The following is a 17,130-nucleotide window of genomic DNA, read 5'->3' as shown; positions in this document are numbered from 1 at the left end:
CATGGAGACTCGTGCTTGTCGGCGGAAAAACGTTGCGGCAGAGATGGTCTGGTTAGTTCAGCCCGAAACTGTTCTTGAGCGAGCCGGCTATTGCGGCCAGTGATTCGACGAAACGCTCGCCGTCGGCGGCGTCGGCCGCGGTCGCCGCGGCCACGGCATTGCACAGCGCCTCGTTCACGCGCTGCTGGACCGTCTCGGCGCCGAGCCTGAGCAGGCCTTCTTCGATGTAGAGTCCGGATAGCCAACGACGTCCGTCCAGCGTTACCTCGACGCTCTTGGCTTCGTCGGTGGCGGTAACGCTATTCGTGGCCGTTCGATGCACCTGGTTGTCGAGGGCCGACTGAAACTGGTGGGCCTGCCGCAGCGCATCGGCGACCTCGGGGTGCACATCGTCGGTCATGGTGTCCTTACTGGCTTGGTCTCCGGTTGCTCCGCAGTGTAGATCGGCTCGTCCGCTGCCTGCAGGTGTTTCCGGCCACCCGAGACTGTGGCCCGAGTTCTGGTGCACGCCTTGCAAAGAGCCAGTTAACTGTTTGCTATTCGGACACGACATCGCGGGGCTCGGGTTAGGTTGTTCGGCAAAACTCGGCGGCGCGGGGCACCGAGGGTGAACGTAGGGGGAACCAACACCGATGTCCGTGTTCTCGGCAGTCGCGCAGGTCCTCGCCAATCTGGGCTCGGTGGGCGGACAGGCCGCAACCCTCGGCCTGGATTCGACCGGTTGGAGCAACCCGACACCGAGCACGATGGCGAAGGCCGCGACGGGTACCGGCATTGCTGCGACCGGTCTCGGGGTGGTGGTCGTTCCCGCCGCAGATGGGTTCGTGGGCAAGGTCTTTCAACATTCGTCCCATCTCGGGCGCGAGGCGATGATGGCCAAGATGGGCGGGTCGGCGGGAGCAGCGCAGTATGCACAGGGGATGAGCATCATCTCGTGGACGATCACCATCGTGGAACTTCTTTCGCTGACGACCGGATTCGGATATCCCTACGAGGGAAACAGCGTCGAAAGCGGGTCGGAAGAATTCCAGGCACTCGCCACCGAACTGCAGTCCGCCCTCCCCGGTGCCGACTGGACAGGCGCGGCTTCCGAAGCCTATGCCGAGGTCAACAGGAATCTGGCGGACATCGCAGCGAAGCTGGCCCAGCTTGATCTCGAGTTGGCGGCCCTGACCAAGGAGCATGCCGAACTGGTCGCCCAAATGCGGTTGGCCTTCGGTGCATTGAAAGCCACCCTGCTCGGTGCTCTGGTCACCGAACTGGCCATCACCATGTTGGTGCCTGCGCCGGTCGGCCCCCCGTTGGCGATGGCGTTCGCGATTTCAGTTGCGGTGGCTGCCATTGCGGCCTCGCTCGGTTTCTTGTCCACCGTGCTCGGCTATTCGGTGCAGCGCGCCCAAGGCGCGAACGCTTTGGCCAACAGATATGCGGAGCTGGCCCCTACGCCGCTCAGTCAGCGTTCGGCCCCGCCGACGCCGATTCCACAGTCCAAATCGTCCACCGTACCGCACTTCAATCCGGCAGGCGGGCAAGGCGTTTCGGCCGTCGGCGGTCATCCGGTGACCGCTCCGGATGCGGGCCGGGGGGAAGGGCGACACGCGGCTCAGCAGGGTGTGGCTGCCACGGTCGGCATCGCGACGCCTGCCACGCCGAAGGCGCGCGAGCACGGCGCACCGGCTGCGGCGACGGCCACCATGCCCACTTTGGTTCAGCTGGCTTCGAGGTCGGGGTCGGCCGCGTCGGTGGCCAGCCAGCTGACTCCCCACGCGGAGCTGTTCAGCCGCGCCAGGGCACAGCTTCTCGCTCAGCCTGCCCAGCAGAGCAAGAGTCGACCGGGCGAAGCGGCTCCGGGCCCGGACGGAGCACGTGCCGGTGAGGCAAGCGAGAACGTGCCCGCTCTGGTCCTAGGGAACCTTGATGCGTACGTCGCTGCCGGGTTTGTCGGGCCAGTGTCAAGCGTGGCCGCCAAGACCGGGTGAAGCGGCGCCGAGTCGTTGCCGCTGATAGACAGAGAATCAAAGGAGTGAGCCCATGGACAAGAAGCTGGACGTCACACCACAACACATCGTCGCGCTGGCGACCGCCCAGGAATCCGCGGCAGCCCAGGCGCTGAGGGCGGGAGCTACGGGCTCCAATCTGCGGGACGCGGTATGGGTCACCCACGGCGTCATCAGCGGGGCGTCCAATGTCGCCTTCACCAAAGCTTCGGCCGCCCGCGCTAAGACGGCGGAAGCCGTCAGCAAGACCGCGGCTGCGCTCGCCCAGAGGTTGCAGACCGCCAAGAACGCTTACCAAAACACCGACGAGGCCATGAGCAACAGCCTCGCGGCGCAGTTTGCGGAATATCGGTACCGCTGACGTTTCCGCACGGGTGCTCATTGCGCTGGCAGCGCAGCGATTTCAGGAAGAAGGGGCCATGCCGCAGTACGACGACCAAGATCCGCTGGCCGCATTGGATTTCGTCGAAGACAAGCCCGCCTCGGACGCGGAGTCAGACGAGCTGGCCTTTCTGGATTATCCGGCTCACGCAAGCCACGACGACGTTGTCGAGCAGTCCGATGCTGCGCTGGACACGTACGTGCCCGAGCCAACCGGCCGCGGGCCCGACGACACCGAAACCGCGCTGGACGCCGTCGCCCCGCTACCGACCGCGCAAGCCGGCCAGGGCGCTGTCGGCATGTACACGGTGATCAACCCCCCGGAGACCGTGTCCGTATCGGCACTGCTGGACGGCACAACGGGGCGTGTCGCGCTTTCGGCGAAGGTGACGAGCATGAGTGAAGCCGAGCTCGCCGAGGAGATACTCATCATTGCCGACCTGGCGCGCCGACAGGCGCTGGCGGGCCAGCAGGCGTACTTGTTGGGCGGGGACTCCCTGGCGGAAACCATGCGCGAATTGGGGTCAGACGGCTCCGAGGTGGTACGGGAGTTCATGGAGAACGGCCTCGGCCTGACGACGCAGGATCAGGCGGACGCGGCTCGCGCGGAAGTGTTCGCTGCCCGCTACGGCCGTAACAAATGAGTTAGATCTTCTCGGCGTAGGCCGACCATTCCAGTTGTGACGCTTTGAGTTTGCGGCCGGTGGGTGCGACGTAACGCGCGACCAGTTCGTCCGGGCCGGCTTGCTCGACCAGCCGCCAGCCGTATTCGCCGATGAAGTCGGCGACCTCGTCGGGCTCCAGGCCGAAATGCCACAGCTGTTTGCGCTGGCGCACAGTGCGGTACAACGTGCGGGTGCCGTAGCGATTCGTCCCGTCGATGAAGTCGCGGCGTACGTAGGTGAACACCAGCCGGCTGCCCGAAGCCGCTGCCCGCAGACCGTCCAGCGTTCGCCGCACCCCCTCCTCGGTGAGGTACTGCGTCACACCTTCGCAGACGAAGAAGGCCCGGTAGTCGGTGCGATAGCCGTGCTCGGCCAGGGCGGTGAGCAGGTCGTCGCGCTCAAAATCCAAGGCCACCAAGCGAACCGAGAGCGGTGGACCGCCCAGCACCCGCCGCAGTGTCTTGGCCTTGCGGGCGATGTTGACCGGTAGGTCCACTTCGAAGACCGGCATCCGGACCCGTCGGTTCAGCAGGTAGGCACGGGTGTCCAGTCCGGCGCCGAGGATGACCACCGCATCGATGTCGTCGAGGGCCTCGGTGATCTTGTCGGCGATGAAACGCTTGCGGCAGGCCAGGTTTGCCCACAATCCGGGGCCGCTGTATTCGGACGCGCGAATCATCAGCCGGCGGATCGGCGTCGCCCGGGTCGTGGCGACCAGCCAGCGCAGCGGCGCCGGCAAGAACAGATCCGCGAGGTCGTCGTCGACCAGCCGGCGCCCGACCGGCTCGTTCTGCTCGACGGCGGCCAGCACCATGGGGCCGAAAGCGGTCTGCGCAGCGGGGTTTCGCGCCATGTCAGCTACTTGTTCAAGAAGCCCGCGTCGACCGGCAACGTCACGCCGGTGATGTAGCGCGCCTGGTCGGACACCAGCCAGGCCACCGCGTTGGCGATGTCCTCGGCGTCCAGCGTCTCCACCGGCATGGCATTGCCCATCGCCGCGGGCGTGTCGGTCGCGGCGGCAATCTTGGCCAGCCATTCCCGGGTGAACTCGTTGTTGATCATCGGCGTCTCCACACCGGACGGGTGAATCGAGTTAACCCGAATCATCTCCTTCGCAAGCAAATTCGCGTATATCCGCATCAGCCCCACCACGCCGTGCTTGGCGGCGGCGTAACCGACGGAACCGGCGTCCGGGCTGCCGACGCCGGCCAGCCCCGCCGCCGAGCTGATCAGCACGATCGAGCCACCATCACCCTGGGCCACCATGGTCGGTATCGCAGTCTTGATCGTGTTGTAGACACCGGTCAGGTTGACGTCGATGACATCGCGCCAGCCGTCGTCACCGGATTGCATCGGCGCGATACCGGCGTTGGCCACCACGATGTCGAGGCGGCCGAGCTCGTCGATACCGGCCTGCACGGCGGCCGACAGCGACGCGCGATCACGCACATCGGCCTGCCTGGCCACGATGCGGGCTCCGGTGTCTTCGACGAGTTTGACGGTGGCCGCCAAGTCTTCCGGCGTGGCCAGGGCATAGGGCACGCTGGGGATCGGCGCGCAGATGTCGACCGCGATCACGTCGGCGCCGTCGGTGGCCAGACGCACCGCGTGCGCACGACCCTGGCCACGGGCCGCGCCGGTGATCAGCGCGACCTTTCCCTGCAGCGGGCCGGGAGCGGTCACCGCCGCAGTTGTCCCTTATCCGCGTCGCCCGCGGGCACCGGCTGCAGCATCTTGATATCGGGCGCCCCGGCGAGGTGCTCTCCGGCCGCGGCGAACATCTTGCCCACCGCGGGCGCGGTGCTGTGCACCTTCAGCGCCTCTTCGTCGGCCCACTGCTCGACGAACACGAACGTCTCACCGGACTCGTGCACCGCATACAGCTGGCAGCCGGGCTCGGAGTGCACCTCCTCGGCCGCGGCCTTGAGGATGTCGCGGACGGTGTCAACCGATTCGGGCTTGACGGTCAAGGTGGCGACGACGACGACGGGCATGCGGAGCTCCTTGAGGGATGACGGAGGGGATGGTTGTCACCCTACTCAGGCGACGGTGGCGGTCCTCAGGCTGCGCCCACCCAGATGGAAAGGGGCCGCGGTCACCGCGGTTTCGGCCATTTCGGCATGCTGTGGCGCGTTGGCGACCTAATTGACACGGGTTTGTGACCCGTGTGGCAGATGGTGATTATGGGGCTGATGCGACTAGGCTAGACCCCATGGCTAGTAAGACCGCTGCCCGCTCCGGTACCCGAACGAGCAGGTCAAAGGCCACTTCGCGCTCCAGCGGGTCCCGAAGTGCGCGACCGGCACCTGCCCGCAAGAAGGCCGCCAAGACGGTGCGCCGGCCAGCCAAGCGGCACCACCGGTCGCTGCTCGTCGCCGCCGGGGTGACCGGCGGACGCGCGATGCGGGCTACCTGGCTGATGGCGGCGCGCGGCACCGGGGGTGCGGCTCGGTCGATCGGGCGCGCCCGCGACATCGATCCCGGACACCGGCGCGACGGAATCGCGCTGGTGCTGCTCGCCTTTGCCGTCGTGATCGCCGCGAGCTCCTGGTTCAACGCCGCTCGGCCGATCGGCGCGTGGGTCGACCAGGTGCTGCGCACGTTCATCGGTGCCGGCGTCCTGGCGCTGCCGGCCGTGCTCGGAGCGGTGGCGATCGTGCTGATGCGCACCGAGCCCAACCCCGAGGCGCGGCCGCGGCTGATTCTAGGCGCGAGCATGATCAGCTTTTCGCTGCTCGGCCTGCGCCACTTGTGGTCGGGTTCGCCGGGTGATCCCGAATTGCGCCGCCGTGCAGCAGGATTCGTCGGCTTCGCGATCGGCGGACCGCTGGCCGACGGGCTGACGCCCTGGATCGCCGCGCCGCTGCTGTTCATCGGCGCACTGTTCGGGCTGCTGTTGCTGACCGGCACCACCTTGCGCGAGCTGCCCGAGATGATGCGGGCCTGGGTCGGCACCCCGTTCGTAGATGACCTGTACGCCGATGGGGACGACGACGACTACGCCGACGACGACGCGCACGAAGACTTCTCCGACGGCTACTACGACGACGGCGCGCCCGACGAGGAGCCGCGGGCGTGGCCGGCGGCCGGCAAGCCCCCGGTCGTTCTCGACGACCCGTTGCCCGACGAAACGCCGACGGTTCCAGAACCCGCGCTGAAAACCGGGGAAGCCAAGAGCCGCCGTCGTGCCGCCAAGAAGCTGGACACTCAGGTGCTGGATCGGGTGGTCGAAGGCCCGTACACGCTGCCGTCGATGGAGCTGCTGGTCGCCGGTGACCCGCCGAAGAAGCGCAGCGCGGCCAACACACAGATGGCCGAGGCCATCGGTGAGGTGCTGACCCAGTTCAAGGTCGATGCGGCCGTCACCGGCTGCACCCGCGGTCCGACGGTCACCCGCTACGAGGTGGAGCTCGGGCCGGGTGTCAAGGTCGAGAAGATCACCGCGCTGCAGAAGAACATCGCCTACGCCGTGGCCACCGAGAGCGTGCGCATGCTGGCGCCGATCCCCGGCAAGTCCGCCGTCGGCATCGAGGTGCCCAACACCGACCGGGAGATGGTGCGGCTGGCCGACGTGCTCACCGATCCGTCCACCCGCCGCGACCACCACCCGCTGGTGATCGGGCTGGGCAAGGACATCGAGGGCGAGATGATCTCGGCCAACCTGGCCAAGATGCCGCACCTGCTGGTGGCCGGGTCCACCGGTTCCGGTAAGTCCAGCTTCGTCAACTCGATGCTGGTGTCGTTGCTGACGCGGGCCACCCCGGAGGAGGTCAGGATGATCCTGATCGACCCGAAGATGGTGGAACTGACGCCGTACGAAGGCATTCCGCACTTGATCACGCCGATCATCACCCAACCGAAGAAGGCCGCCGCCGCGCTGGCCTGGCTGGTCGAGGAGATGGAGCAGCGCTACCAGGACATGCAGGCGTCGCGGGTGCGGCACATCGACGACTTCAACGCCAAGGTTCGCTCCGGCGCGATCACCGCGCCGCTGGGCAGCCAGCGCGAGTACCGCCCGTACCCGTATGTGGTCGCGATCGTCGACGAGCTGGCCGACCTGATGATGACCGCACCGCGCGACGTCGAGGACGCGATCGTGCGGATCACCCAGAAGGCCCGCGCCGCCGGCATCCACCTGGTGCTGGCCACTCAGCGCCCGTCCGTCGACGTCGTCACCGGGCTGATCAAGACCAACGTGCCCTCGCGACTGGCGTTCGCGACGTCGTCGCTGACCGACAGCCGGGTGATCCTGGACCAGCAGGGCGCCGAGAAGCTGATCGGCATGGGTGACGGCCTGTTCCTGCCGATGGGCGCCAACAAGCCGCTGCGGTTGCAGGGGGCCTTCATCACCGACGAGGAGATCCACGCCGTCGTCAGCGCCTGCAAGGACCAGGCCGAACCCGAATACACCGAGGGCGTCACCACCGCCAAGCCCACCGCGGAGCGCACCGACGTCGACCCCGACATCGGCGACGACATGGACGTCTTCCTGCAGGCCGTCGAGCTGGTGGTGTCCAGCCAGTTCGGCTCCACTTCGATGCTGCAGCGCAAACTGCGCGTCGGCTTCGCCAAGGCAGGCCGGCTGATGGATCTGATGGAGACCCGCGGCATCGTGGGGCCCAGCGAGGGATCCAAGGCGCGCGAGGTACTGGTCAAGCCCGACGAGCTGGCCGGAACGCTGGCGCTGATCCGCGGCGGGGCGAACGCCGACGGCGGCGACGGCGACGAATAACGCCGGTTAGAGCAGCAGCAGCATCCGGGTGTTGCCGAGGATGTTGGGCTTGACGTAGCTCAGGTCCAGGAATTCCGCGACACCGATGTCGTAGGAGCGGCACATCTCCTCGAACACCTCCGCGGTGACCGGCGTGCCCTCGATCTCGGTAAACCCGTGCCTGCCGAAGAACTCGGTTTCGAAGGTCAGCACGAAGATCCGTTCCAGCTGCAGCTCGCGCGCGACGTCGAGCAGGCACTGGACGATCGCGTGGCCGACACCATGGCCCGTCGCGGCCGGGTCGACCGCGACGGTGCGGATCTCGCCGAGGTCCGACCAGAACACGTGCAACGCCCCGCAGCCGACCACCTTGCCGTCCAGCTCGGCCACCCAGAACTCCTGGACGGCCTCATACAGCGTCACCAGGGCCTTTTCCAGCAGGATCTTGCCCGCATAGGTGTCGACGAGGTGCTTGATCGTGGGGACGTCGGATGTTCGCGCGCGCCGGACGACCACTTGCTGGTTCTCCCGAGAACGTTCGGTCACGGGTAACAGTATTGACATCGGGGGCGGCTGTGCTGGTCAACCGTTATTCTGGTGCCGTGTCGGGGCAGCCGCAGACAGGACCGGTGGCAGGACGCGTCAGCATCGCCAACCTGGCCAATGTCCTCACGTTGGTGCGGCTGGTACTGGTTCCGATCTTCCTGCTCGCTTTGTTCGCCGGCGGCGGACACGAAACCGTCGCGCGGATCGTGGCTTTCGTGGTGTTCGCGGTGGCGTGTATCACCGACCGGCTGGACGGCCTGCTGGCCCGTAACTACGGCATGGCGACGGAATTCGGGGCGTTCGTCGATCCGATCGCCGACAAGATGCTGATCGGGTCGGCGCTGGTCGGACTATCGATGCTCGGCGACCTGCCCTGGTGGGTGACCGTGCTGATCCTGACCCGCGAGATCGGTGTGACGCTGTTGCGGCTGGCCGTGATTCGCCGCGGCGTCATTCCGGCCAGCTGGGGCGGCAAACTGAAGACTTTTGTGCAAGCGGTGGCGATCGGGTTGTTCGTGCTGCCGCTGTCGGGACCGTTCCTGGTCGGCGCGTCGGTGGTGATGGGAGCCGCGATCGTGCTGACCGTGGTCACCGGGATCGACTACGTGTTGTCGACCGTCAAGGAAGTGCGGCGGACGGGAACCTAGACGGCAGCTGCCGGCGTTGACCTGATGAAGCAGCTTTGCCGGACGAAGGAGAGCAGGATGTCGCCATTGGTGCGCGAGGTCATCGGCGAGGTGCTGCGCCTGGCCCGAACGACCCAGGGCCGGACGCTGCGCGAGGTGTCGGACACCGCGCGGGTGAGCCTCGGTTACCTCTCGGAGGTGGAGCGTGGCCGCAAGGAGGCCTCCAGCGAGCTGCTGAACGCCATCTGCGACGCGCTGGACGTCCCGCTGTCGACGGTGCTCACCGACGCCGGCGAGCGAATGGCGGACGAGGAACGCGCCGCGGCCGCGCAGAGCGCCGAGGCCAGTGCGTCCACCATCGACGCCACCACGAAGGTCGTCATCCCGCAGGTCGCGTCGCTCGCGGTGGCCTGAGGGTGGGGCGAACGGCGCCAACCCGTTAAATTGAGCGGCAGGGTGATCGCCAGGGCTCAGCAGGGGTCCTCCGGCACGAAGAAACGAAGGTGGAGCTAACTCATGGCCAATCCGTTCGTCAAAGCGTGGAAATACGTCATGGCGCTGTTCAACGCGAAAATTGACGAGCACGCCGACCCCAAGATCCAGATTCAGCAGGCCATCGAGGAAGCCCAGCGCACCCATCAGGCGCTGACCCAACAAGCCGCGCAGGTGATCGGCAACCAGCGCCAGCTGGAAATGCGGCTCAACCGGCAACTGGCCGACATCGAGAAGCTGCAAGTCAACGTGCGCCAGGCGCTGACGCTGGCCGACCAGGCCACCGCCGGCGGAGATGCCGCCAAGGCCGCCGAGTACACCAACGCCGCCGAGGCGTTCGCGGCTCAGCTGGTCACCGCCGAGCAGAGCGTGGAAGACCTCAAGACGTTGCATGACCAGGCCCTGGGCGCGGCGGCACAGGCCAAGAAGGCGGTCGAGCGCAACGCCATGGTGTTGCAGCAGAAGATCGCCGAGCGCACCAAGCTGCTCAGCCAGCTGGAGCAGGCCAAGATGCAGGAGCAGGTCAGCGCGTCGCTGCGGTCGATGAGCGAGATCGCCGCGCCGGGCAACACGCCGAGCCTCGACGAGGTGCGCGACAAGATCGAACGGCGCTACGCCAACGCGATCGGCTCGGCAGAGCTGGCCCAGAATTCGGTGCAGGGTCGCATGCTCGAGGTCCAGCAGGCCAGCGTCGAGATGGCGGGTCACTCGCGGCTCGAGCAAATTCGGGCGTCGATGCGTGGCGAGGCGCTGCCAACGGGTGGAACCGCAGCGGCTCCCGGAGCCACGCCGGCCACCCCCGCGCCGGCCGAGGGTGCCGGCGGGCAGGTGGCCGAGAAACCCTTCGGCCAGTAGCCCGGCCGGTGTGACATGGCGGTGAAGGCAACGCAGCGCGGGCTTTGGCGCGCACTGCTGCAGCAGGGGCTGGAAACCGCCGCCGACCTCACCGGCTTCGTCGCGCAGAAGATCAGCGCCGCCGCCGACCCGCGAGCGCGGCTGCTGCGCCGCCGCCGTCGTGCCCTGCGCTGGGCCTGGATCTTCACCGTGGGCAGCGTGTTCTGGGGCTTGGTCACGGCGGTGCTCGCGTGGTGGGGCTGGTTCGTATTGCTGCTGCAGATCACCGGCGGGATCGCGGTGCTCGAGACGATTCCCGCGACGCTGCTGTTCTTTCGCTACCACTGGCTGAAGGCCGAGCCGCTGCCGGCCAGCCGGCCCGCCAATGCCCGCCGGTTGCCGCCACCCGGCTCCGCGGCGCGACCGGCGATGTATGCGCTGGGCGCCTCCGAGCGCGGGTTCTTCTCACTGTTGGGCGTCATCGAGCGAGGCGCGATGTTGCCGTCGGCCGAGATCAGCGACTTGACCGCGGCGGCGAACAGGACCTCGGCGGCGATGGCCTCGACCGCCGCGGAGGTGGTGTCGATGGAGCGCGCGGCGCACAACTCGGAGTCGTCGCGCGCGTATCTGGTGCCCAGTATCAACGCGTTTACCGCGCAGCTGGGCGCCGGCGTCCGGCAGTACAACGAAATGGTCACCGCCGCAGCGCAATTGGTTTCCTCGGCGAACGGTGATGGGCTAGCGGATGCACACCAGCGCTACCGGGCCGAGCTGGTCGAGGCTACCGACCGCCTGACCGGCTGGGCCCAGGCGTTCGACGAACTCGGTGGGTTACCGCGACGCTAGAACGACGCTCGCAGCGACGGCACCACCAGCGCGGCCACCCCACGCAGCAACGCCTTGGTCATATCGAAGAAGTCAAAGTAGTCCCGCCACAACGTGATACGTCCGTTGTGGACCTCGAACACGCCACACACCCAGAACTGCAGCCGTAGCGGGCCCAGGATCAGTGCATCGCTGCGTTCGGTGAGCACCGCGGCACCGTCGGCGGCAATGCGGTGAATCTTCACCTCGAATCCGGCGCGGCCGTCCATTCGGCGGAACAGCTTCATGGCTCGGGCACGGCCGTGGATTGTCGGCAATCCGACGTTTTCGTAGACGAGGTTGTCGTCCAGCGAGGCATCCGCGGTGTCGAAGTCCGCGTCCATCAGGGCGTTGAGAAAAGTCTCGACCGTGCGCGTGTTCGCGACGGCTGTTCCGGTCAGCTCGGTCATGGTGCCAGCGTAGGCGCGTCCCCGTGAGGCACTGTGGCAGGGTAAGGCGGTGCGAGTCGCCGTGGTCGCCGGGCCTGATCCCGGGCACTCGTTTCCCGCGATCGCGTTGTGTCAGCGCTTCCGGGACGCGGGCGATGAGCCGAGCCTGTTCACCGGCGAGGAATGGCTGCAAGCCGCCCGCGACGTCGGCATCGAGGCATTCGCGCTCGACGGGCTGGCCGCGACCGACGAAGACGTCGACGCCGGGGCCCGAATCCACCGGCGCGCGGCGCGAATGGCGGTGCTCAATGTCGCGGCGCTGCGCGAGCTGGCGCCCGACCTGGTGGTGTCCGACGTCATCACCGCCGGCGGTGGCATGGCCGCCGAGCTGCTCGGGATCCCCTGGATCGAGCTCAACCCGCACCCGCTGTACCTGCCGTCTCGCGGGTTGCCGCCGATCGGCAGCGGGCTGGCGCCGGGTACCGGCATTCGCGGCTGGCTGCGCGACGCCGCGATGCGGGCGCTGACGGCGCGCTCGGTGCGCGCGGGTCTGCAGCAGCGCGAGATGGCGCGCACCGAGATCGGACTGCCGGCGCGCGATCCCGGTCCGCTGCGACGGCTGATCGCGACGCTGCCCGCGCTGGAGGTGTCCCGTCCGGACTGGCCGGCCGAGGCCGTCGTCGTCGGTCCGCTGCACTTCGAGCCGACCGATCGCATCCTCGAGGTCCCGGCTGACTCCGGGCCGGTGATCGTCATCGCGCCGTCGACCGCCTTGATCGGGACCGAGGGTCTTGCCGAAGTCGCGCTGGGGTGCCTGACGCCGGGGGAGACGTTGCCGGCGGGTTCGCGCCTGCTGGTGTCGCGGTTGAACGGACCGGATCTGACGGTGCCACCGTGGGCGGTTGTCGGGCTGGGCCGTCAGGACGAGTTGCTCTGTCATGCCGACGTCGTGATCTGCGGCGGCGGCCACGGCATGGTCGCCAAGACGCTGCTGGCCGGGGTACCGCTGGTGGTGGTTCCCGGCGGCGGGGATCAGTGGGAGATCGCCAACCGGGTGCAGCGGCAGGGGAGCGCGCGGCTGATTCGGCCGCTGACCGCCGATGCGCTGGCCGACGCGGTCAACGAGGTGTTGTCCACGCCGAGCTACCGCGATGCCGCACGCACCGCCGCGTCCGGTATCCACCGCGTCGCCGACCCGGTTCGGGTGTGCCACCAAGCGCTGGCGCTCGCGAAATAGCCGGGCTCGGTATGTTGGCTGGCGTGCGGCTGACGGAGTTCAACGAGCGGGTGGTGCTGCGATTCGGTGCTGCCTACGGCGCATCGGTACTGGTAGATCACGTGCTGCCGGGTTTTGACGGCCGCACCGCCGCCCAGGCGATCGAGGACGGCATCGAACCCCGCGACGTCTGGCGGGCGTTGTGCGTCGACTTCGACGTGCCCCGCGAGCAATGGTGAGCTTTTAGCTCGCCAGCTTCCCGTCGAGTGTGCGCTGGAGGCTTTGCGGGTGCGCTGGCGGATTTGCGGGTGCGGCCAGGGCGGTGAATCGGCCGAAACCGCGCCGTGGGCGCGCACGCTCAGCGCCGGGGCCGCACACTCGACGCTTTGGCCGCTCACTCAACGCCGGGTCGAGCGCGGTGCCTGGCGAAACACGCAGTCACCGCAGACCGATCGCCCGGGCAGGCGATAGAACAGGCAGCAGCTGTCGCGCTTGAAGCTCAGGTGTGAGCCGGTGATGATGCCGGATCCGGACAGCACGCCGGTGTCGAGCAGGGACGCGGTGATCTCGACGATCCGTGCCCGCAGGTCCGGTCGGGCCGCGAGCAGCGCCCGCGATGCGCCGACGAGTGCGGACGCGATGTTGCCCGCCACCAGGGCGGGCGCCAGTTTTACCCGCAGGCCGGCCGCAAACGGCTGCATATGGTGTTGCACCACAAGGCGATACAACTCGGCCGCACTGTCCGCGACCGGCTCTCCGACGGGCTCGGGCAGGCGCAGCTGCGCCCCGTCGTCGGCACGTTCCAGGTGTTGCAGGTCCGGGACGACGCCGTGGGCCAACGCGCAGGCCAGCGCCGGTGACCACAACCGGGTGGCGTGGCCGAGATGGACCAGGGAGGCGCCGATCCGCAGGTCCGTCGTGTGGTAGCGCTGAGCCGTGGTGTCGATCAAACCCGCAAAGCCATCGGCGTAGTCCTGACGGATCGGGTGCCATCCTGTCGCCCCGCCGCCCACAGTCAGTGCGAAAAACCCTTTATAGGAAGATATTTCGGCAAGCTCACCGGAGATATCCATGCGTGCGCAACCAGCCTCTCTGGGGAGATCCGCCCCAGCGTCTAGTGAGGAAGCGCCGGCGGAGAGTATCTGGCTCTCGGGTCGCAACGTGCCCGATCACAGTGGCGGGACCGCACCGGATTCGCACCGGTTTCCTCTTCATGCAGGCCCGTCGGCGCACTGTCGGTAGCCGATATTGCCACACGCAGCCGGTCCGGCGTGTCGAACTTGAATCGAACAGGTGTTCGTCTACTGTGGGGATCACTCGAAGAAGGCGACGACTTGTCGGTGGCCATCTCTAGTGTCACGGCCAACCGACCGATACCGGTCAGAAGAACACCGACTATAGGAGAGCACCATGGCGCAAGCGCCCGACCGTGAGAAGGCTCTCGAACTGGCGATGGCCCAGATCGAGAAGAGCTACGGCAAAGGCTCGGTGATGCGTCTCGGCGACGAGCAGCGTCAGCCGATCTCGGTCATTCCGACCGGATCCATCGCATTGGACGTGGCCCTGGGCATCGGCGGCCTGCCACGCGGCCGGGTCGTGGAGATCTACGGCCCGGAATCCTCGGGTAAGACGACCGTCGCCCTGCACGCGGTGGCCAATGCCCAGGCTGCCGGGGGTGTTGCGGCGTTCATCGACGCCGAGCACGCCCTGGACCCGGATTACGCCAGGAAACTCGGCGTCGACACCGATTCCTTGCTGGTCAGCCAGCCCGACACCGGTGAGCAGGCCCTCGAGATCGCCGACATGCTGATCCGCTCCGGCGCCCTGGACATTCTGGTCATCGACTCGGTGGCCGCATTGGTGCCGCGCGCGGAACTCGAGGGCGAGATGGGTGACAGCCACGTCGGGCTACAAGCCCGGCTGATGAGCCAGGCACTGCGGAAAATGACTGGCGCACTGAACAATTCGGGGACCACCGCGATCTTCATCAACCAGCTCCGCGAGAAGATCGGGGTGATGTTCGGCAGCCCCGAAACCACCACGGGTGGAAAGGCTTTGAAGTTCTACGCGTCGGTGCGCCTGGATGTGCGCCGGATCGAGACACTCAAGGACGGCACCGATGCGGTCGGTAACCGCACCCGGGTCAAGGTCGTCAAGAACAAGGTGTCGCCGCCGTTCAAGCAGGCCGAGTTCGACATCCTCTACGGCCGCGGCATCAGCAGGGAGGGGTCGCTGATCGACATGGGTGTGGATCAGGGCTTCATCCGCAAGTCCGGTTCCTGGTTCACCTATGAGGGCGAGCAGCTCGGCCAGGGCAAGGAGAACGTCCGCAACTTCCTGGTGGAGAACGCCGATATCGCCAACGAGATCGAGAAGAAGATCAAGGAAAAGTTGGGCATTGGCGCGGTACTGACCGATGACGACGTCCTCCCCGCCCCCGTCGATTTCTGAGCCTGCCCGCGAGGAGCAGGCGCGGGCGCTGTGCCTGCGCCTGCTCACCGCGAGGTCGCGCACCCGGGCCGAGTTGTCCGGCCAGCTCGCCAAACGTGGATACCCCGACGACGTCAGTGCTCGGGTGCTCGACCGGCTGGCCGCTGTCGGGCTGGTGGACGACCGGGACTTCGCCGAGCAGTGGGTGCGGTCCCGGCACGCGCACGCGGGGAAAAGCAGGCGCGCGTTGGCCGCCGAGCTGCACACCAAGGGAGTCGACAAAGAGGTCATCAATACCGCACTGGCCACGATCGACGCCGGTGCCGAGCGAAGCCGGGCCGAAGAATTGGTGCGGGCCAAGCTGCGGCGGGAAACGCTGAGCGGGGACGACGCGCGGATCACCCGCCGGCTGGTGGGCATGCTGGCTCGCCGTGGCTATGGCCAGAACCTGGCCTGCGAGGTTGTCCTCGCCGAGCTGAACGCCGAACGGGAACGCCGCCGGGTCTAGTCGATTAATTCTCAGGTTCGGCTGGACCGGCATTCGACACGTCCGCGAAATATTGACGCCCGCGTCTTTTTCGTCGACCGCTTAGCTTCGTGAGTGCTTCGGCGTGCTGTCACGGGGAGTTCAGCCACGCCCGTTTAGCTAGCTGAGGCCTCACGGGTGGGGGCTCAGATAGCCGGGGCATCGCATGTTCACCCCGGCTGATGCGGCGCAGGTAGCTGAAAAGCGGAGGACACACGGCGATGGACTTTGCGTTAATGCCGCCGGAGCTCAACTCCGGGCTGATGTATTCAGGACCTGGGGCGGGACCGATGTTGGCGGCCGCCGCCGGTTGGGACGCGGTGGCGGCCGCGCTGGAGTCCACCGCCGGCGGGTATGCCTCAGAGCTTGCGGCGCTGACCGGCCAGGCATGGCTCGGCCCGTCATCGATGCTGATGACGGCCGCGGCCGGCCCCTACGTGCAGTGGTTGCATGCCAGTGCGTCGTACGCCGGGCAAACCGCCGCCCAGGCGTATGACGCGGTCGCTGCCTACGAAACAGCCTTCGCGTTGACCGTGCCCCCGCCGGTGATCGAGGCTAACCGGGCACAGCTGGCGGTCTTGGTGGCGACTAACTTCTTCGGGCAGAACACCCCCGCGATCGCGGTCACCGAAGTCCAGTACATGGAGATGTGGGTCCAAGACGCCACCGCGATGTATGCCTACGCCGGCGATTCGGAGTCGGCGAGCACACTGGCCTCCTTTGGCGAGCCACCTCAGACCACCAAGTCGAACGCATCGAGTGACCTCGCGCGACTCGCGGACCCCACCCTGCAACCCGGCAACATCATCAACCTTCAGCCGGGCAACGCGCGGGTCACCTTCAATCCCGGCGTCAGCGCTCAGGTCGTACGCGGATTTCCGCGAGGTTTTGCCTCGAACAACGGTGCCGTCATTCACGTCATCCAGGGGGGCACCTCGAACGTGGGCGGCGGCAGCATCGTGGGCGACACCATCACCCTTGACCCCGGCGGTTTCTTCTTTCCGTCATATTCGACGACCGGAGCCATGAGCTTCACCGTCGAGAGCGGCTCGGTGTATGTGCTGAACAACGGCACTACGGTGGCGTCGTTGACCGTCTCGCAGAGCGCCGTTGACGTCACGGGCGCCGCCAACGCGTTCACCTGGAGCCCAAGCACCGGCGTCCTCACTGTCGCAGCGCAAAGCAGCATCAACGTCGCCCCCGCAGCCGTGACCCCGGTGGCGCCGGTGACCGCGGGGACATCAAGCGCTGGAATAGCCGCTGTACCCGGAGTGGCCGGCTCACCGGGCCTGGCCGGAACCTCCGGAATCCAACCCCAACTCAACGCGGAACTGCTCGGGCAGTGGTTCCGCGGCGTCACCGGCGCAGACCTGGCCGCGGGCCTGGGCGAAGCCGCATCCGGGTAGGGCTGCCAGCGCGAACGCCGCCGCGTCTAGCTGGGGGTTCATGGGGT

20 protein-coding genes and 1 riboswitch are annotated in these 17,130 nt (G+C 67.3%); of the genes, 13 read left to right on the top strand and 7 right to left on the bottom strand.

The annotated features are described in order from the left end of the window. Positions 1 to 52 precede the first annotated feature (52 nt). Positions 53 to 400 (bottom strand): YbaB/EbfC family nucleoid-associated protein, encoded by a 348-nt coding sequence (locus AAHS21_RS25795; RefSeq protein WP_342930364.1) that lies wholly within the window; start codon positions 398 to 400, stop codon positions 53 to 55. Between the two features lie 232 nt (positions 401 to 632). On the opposite strand from AAHS21_RS25795, the gene AAHS21_RS25790 reads away from it, so the two are divergent. Genes AAHS21_RS25790 through AAHS21_RS25780 form a run of 3 tightly spaced genes read left to right on the top strand, consistent with a single transcriptional unit; the run spans position 633 to position 3,022 of the window. After that, a complete protein-coding gene (locus tag AAHS21_RS25790; protein ID WP_342930363.1) occupies positions 633 to 1,979 on the top strand; it encodes an EspA/EspE family type VII secretion system effector in 1,347 nt (448 codons plus the stop codon). A 52-nt stretch (positions 1,980 to 2,031) separates the two neighbouring features. Beyond that, on the top strand, positions 2,032 to 2,358 hold the full coding sequence (locus AAHS21_RS25785) for a type VII secretion target (RefSeq protein ID WP_342930362.1): 327 nt from the start codon (positions 2,032 to 2,034) through the stop codon (positions 2,356 to 2,358). Between the two features lie 58 nt (positions 2,359 to 2,416). Then, a complete protein-coding gene (locus AAHS21_RS25780) occupies positions 2,417 to 3,022 on the top strand; it encodes a hypothetical protein (RefSeq protein ID WP_342930361.1) in 606 nt (201 codons plus the stop codon). Position 3,023: 1 nt separating this feature from the next. Here the strand turns inward: AAHS21_RS25780 and AAHS21_RS25775 are convergent, their stop codons facing one another. Genes AAHS21_RS25775 through AAHS21_RS25765 form a run of 3 tightly spaced genes read right to left on the bottom strand, consistent with a single transcriptional unit; the run spans position 3,024 to position 5,037 of the window. Then, on the bottom strand, positions 3,024 to 3,896 hold the full coding sequence (locus AAHS21_RS25775) for an SAM-dependent methyltransferase (protein ID WP_342930360.1): 873 nt from the start codon (positions 3,894 to 3,896) through the stop codon (positions 3,024 to 3,026). Positions 3,897 to 3,901: 5 nt separating this feature from the next. Next, positions 3,902 to 4,726, bottom strand: coding sequence for a mycofactocin-coupled SDR family oxidoreductase (locus AAHS21_RS25770; RefSeq protein WP_342930359.1), 825 nt, complete (start codon positions 4,724 to 4,726; stop codon positions 3,902 to 3,904). After that, positions 4,723 to 5,037 carry a putative quinol monooxygenase gene (locus tag AAHS21_RS25765; RefSeq protein WP_342930358.1) on the bottom strand — a complete coding sequence of 105 codons (315 nt, stop codon included), beginning with the start codon at positions 5,035 to 5,037 and terminating at the stop codon, positions 4,723 to 4,725. The genes AAHS21_RS25770 and AAHS21_RS25765 overlap by 4 nt, the downstream gene beginning before the upstream one ends. A gap of 218 nt (positions 5,038 to 5,255) precedes the next feature. Between AAHS21_RS25765 and AAHS21_RS25760 the strand changes: the two genes are divergently transcribed. Then, positions 5,256 to 7,775, top strand: coding sequence for a DNA translocase FtsK (locus AAHS21_RS25760; RefSeq protein ID WP_342930357.1), 2,520 nt, complete (start codon positions 5,256 to 5,258; stop codon positions 7,773 to 7,775). Between the two features lie 6 nt (positions 7,776 to 7,781). On the opposite strand, the gene AAHS21_RS25755 is transcribed toward AAHS21_RS25760, so the two are convergent. Then, entirely contained in the window at positions 7,782 to 8,300 is a 519-nt protein-coding gene (locus AAHS21_RS25755) for an amino-acid N-acetyltransferase (RefSeq protein WP_342930356.1), read from the bottom strand. 56 nt (positions 8,301 to 8,356) lie between these two features. Between AAHS21_RS25755 and pgsA the strand changes: the two genes are divergently transcribed. From pgsA to AAHS21_RS25735, 4 genes are all read left to right on the top strand, one after another. Further along, positions 8,357 to 8,947 carry a CDP-diacylglycerol--glycerol-3-phosphate 3-phosphatidyltransferase gene (pgsA, locus tag AAHS21_RS25750; RefSeq protein ID WP_342930355.1) on the top strand — a complete coding sequence of 197 codons (591 nt, stop codon included), beginning with the start codon at positions 8,357 to 8,359 and terminating at the stop codon, positions 8,945 to 8,947. A 57-nt stretch (positions 8,948 to 9,004) separates the two neighbouring features. Continuing rightward, on the top strand, positions 9,005 to 9,340 hold the full coding sequence (gene clgR, locus AAHS21_RS25745) for a transcriptional regulator ClgR (RefSeq protein ID WP_342930354.1): 336 nt from the start codon (positions 9,005 to 9,007) through the stop codon (positions 9,338 to 9,340). Positions 9,341 to 9,442: 102 nt separating this feature from the next. Then, positions 9,443 to 10,273: a phage shock protein PspA gene (pspA, locus tag AAHS21_RS25740; protein WP_096286338.1), complete on the top strand. Its 831-nt coding sequence runs from the start codon at positions 9,443 to 9,445 to the stop codon at positions 10,271 to 10,273. Between the two features lie 15 nt (positions 10,274 to 10,288). Then, the gene (locus tag AAHS21_RS25735) at positions 10,289 to 11,098 is read left to right on the top strand and encodes a hypothetical protein (protein ID WP_342930353.1); all 810 of its coding nucleotides are present in this window, start codon (positions 10,289 to 10,291) and stop codon (positions 11,096 to 11,098) included. Here AAHS21_RS25735 and AAHS21_RS25730 read toward each other — a convergent pair. Then, positions 11,095 to 11,526, bottom strand: a complete 432-nt coding sequence (locus tag AAHS21_RS25730; protein WP_342930352.1) for a limonene-1,2-epoxide hydrolase — start codon at positions 11,524 to 11,526, stop codon at positions 11,095 to 11,097. The genes AAHS21_RS25735 and AAHS21_RS25730 overlap by 4 nt on opposite strands. Positions 11,527 to 11,575: 49 nt before the next feature. Between AAHS21_RS25730 and AAHS21_RS25725 the strand changes: the two genes are divergently transcribed. Together AAHS21_RS25725 and AAHS21_RS25720 are read left to right on the top strand one after the other, a co-directional pair. Then, complete coding sequence (locus tag AAHS21_RS25725; RefSeq protein ID WP_342930351.1) at positions 11,576 to 12,742, top strand: glycosyltransferase; 1,167 nt, start codon at positions 11,576 to 11,578, stop codon at positions 12,740 to 12,742. An 11-nt stretch (positions 12,743 to 12,753) separates the two neighbouring features. Further along, a complete protein-coding gene (locus AAHS21_RS25720) occupies positions 12,754 to 12,960 on the top strand; it encodes a DUF3046 domain-containing protein (RefSeq protein ID WP_342930350.1) in 207 nt (68 codons plus the stop codon). 159 nt (positions 12,961 to 13,119) lie between these two features. On the opposite strand, the gene AAHS21_RS25715 is transcribed toward AAHS21_RS25720, so the two are convergent. Further along, positions 13,120 to 13,794 (bottom strand): (2Fe-2S)-binding protein, encoded by a 675-nt coding sequence (locus AAHS21_RS25715; protein ID WP_342930349.1) that lies wholly within the window; start codon positions 13,792 to 13,794, stop codon positions 13,120 to 13,122. Between the two features lie 42 nt (positions 13,795 to 13,836). Continuing rightward, positions 13,837 to 13,973: riboswitch (cobalamin riboswitch) on the bottom strand. A gap of 158 nt (positions 13,974 to 14,131) precedes the next feature. Here AAHS21_RS25715 and recA point away from each other — a divergent pair. The 3 genes from recA to AAHS21_RS25700 all read left to right on the top strand — a co-directional run bounded on the left by recA (position 14,132) and on the right by AAHS21_RS25700 (position 17,083). Further along, positions 14,132 to 15,172 (top strand): recombinase RecA, encoded by a 1,041-nt coding sequence (gene recA / locus AAHS21_RS25710; protein ID WP_342930348.1) that lies wholly within the window; start codon positions 14,132 to 14,134, stop codon positions 15,170 to 15,172. Beyond that, on the top strand, positions 15,138 to 15,659 hold the full coding sequence (gene recX / locus AAHS21_RS25705) for a recombination regulator RecX (protein ID WP_342930347.1): 522 nt from the start codon (positions 15,138 to 15,140) through the stop codon (positions 15,657 to 15,659). Before recA ends, recX begins: the two co-directional genes overlap by 35 nt. 239 nt (positions 15,660 to 15,898) lie before the next feature. Continuing rightward, positions 15,899 to 17,083 (top strand): PPE family protein, encoded by a 1,185-nt coding sequence (locus AAHS21_RS25700; protein ID WP_342930346.1) that lies wholly within the window; start codon positions 15,899 to 15,901, stop codon positions 17,081 to 17,083. Positions 17,084 to 17,130 lie beyond the last annotated feature (47 nt).

Origin of the sequence: Mycobacterium sp. 050272, from assembly GCF_039023525.1 — a bacterium.
Classification (GTDB): domain Bacteria; phylum Actinomycetota; class Actinomycetes; order Mycobacteriales; family Mycobacteriaceae; genus Mycobacterium.
This window is presented reverse-complemented; position numbering and strand designations above follow the sequence as displayed.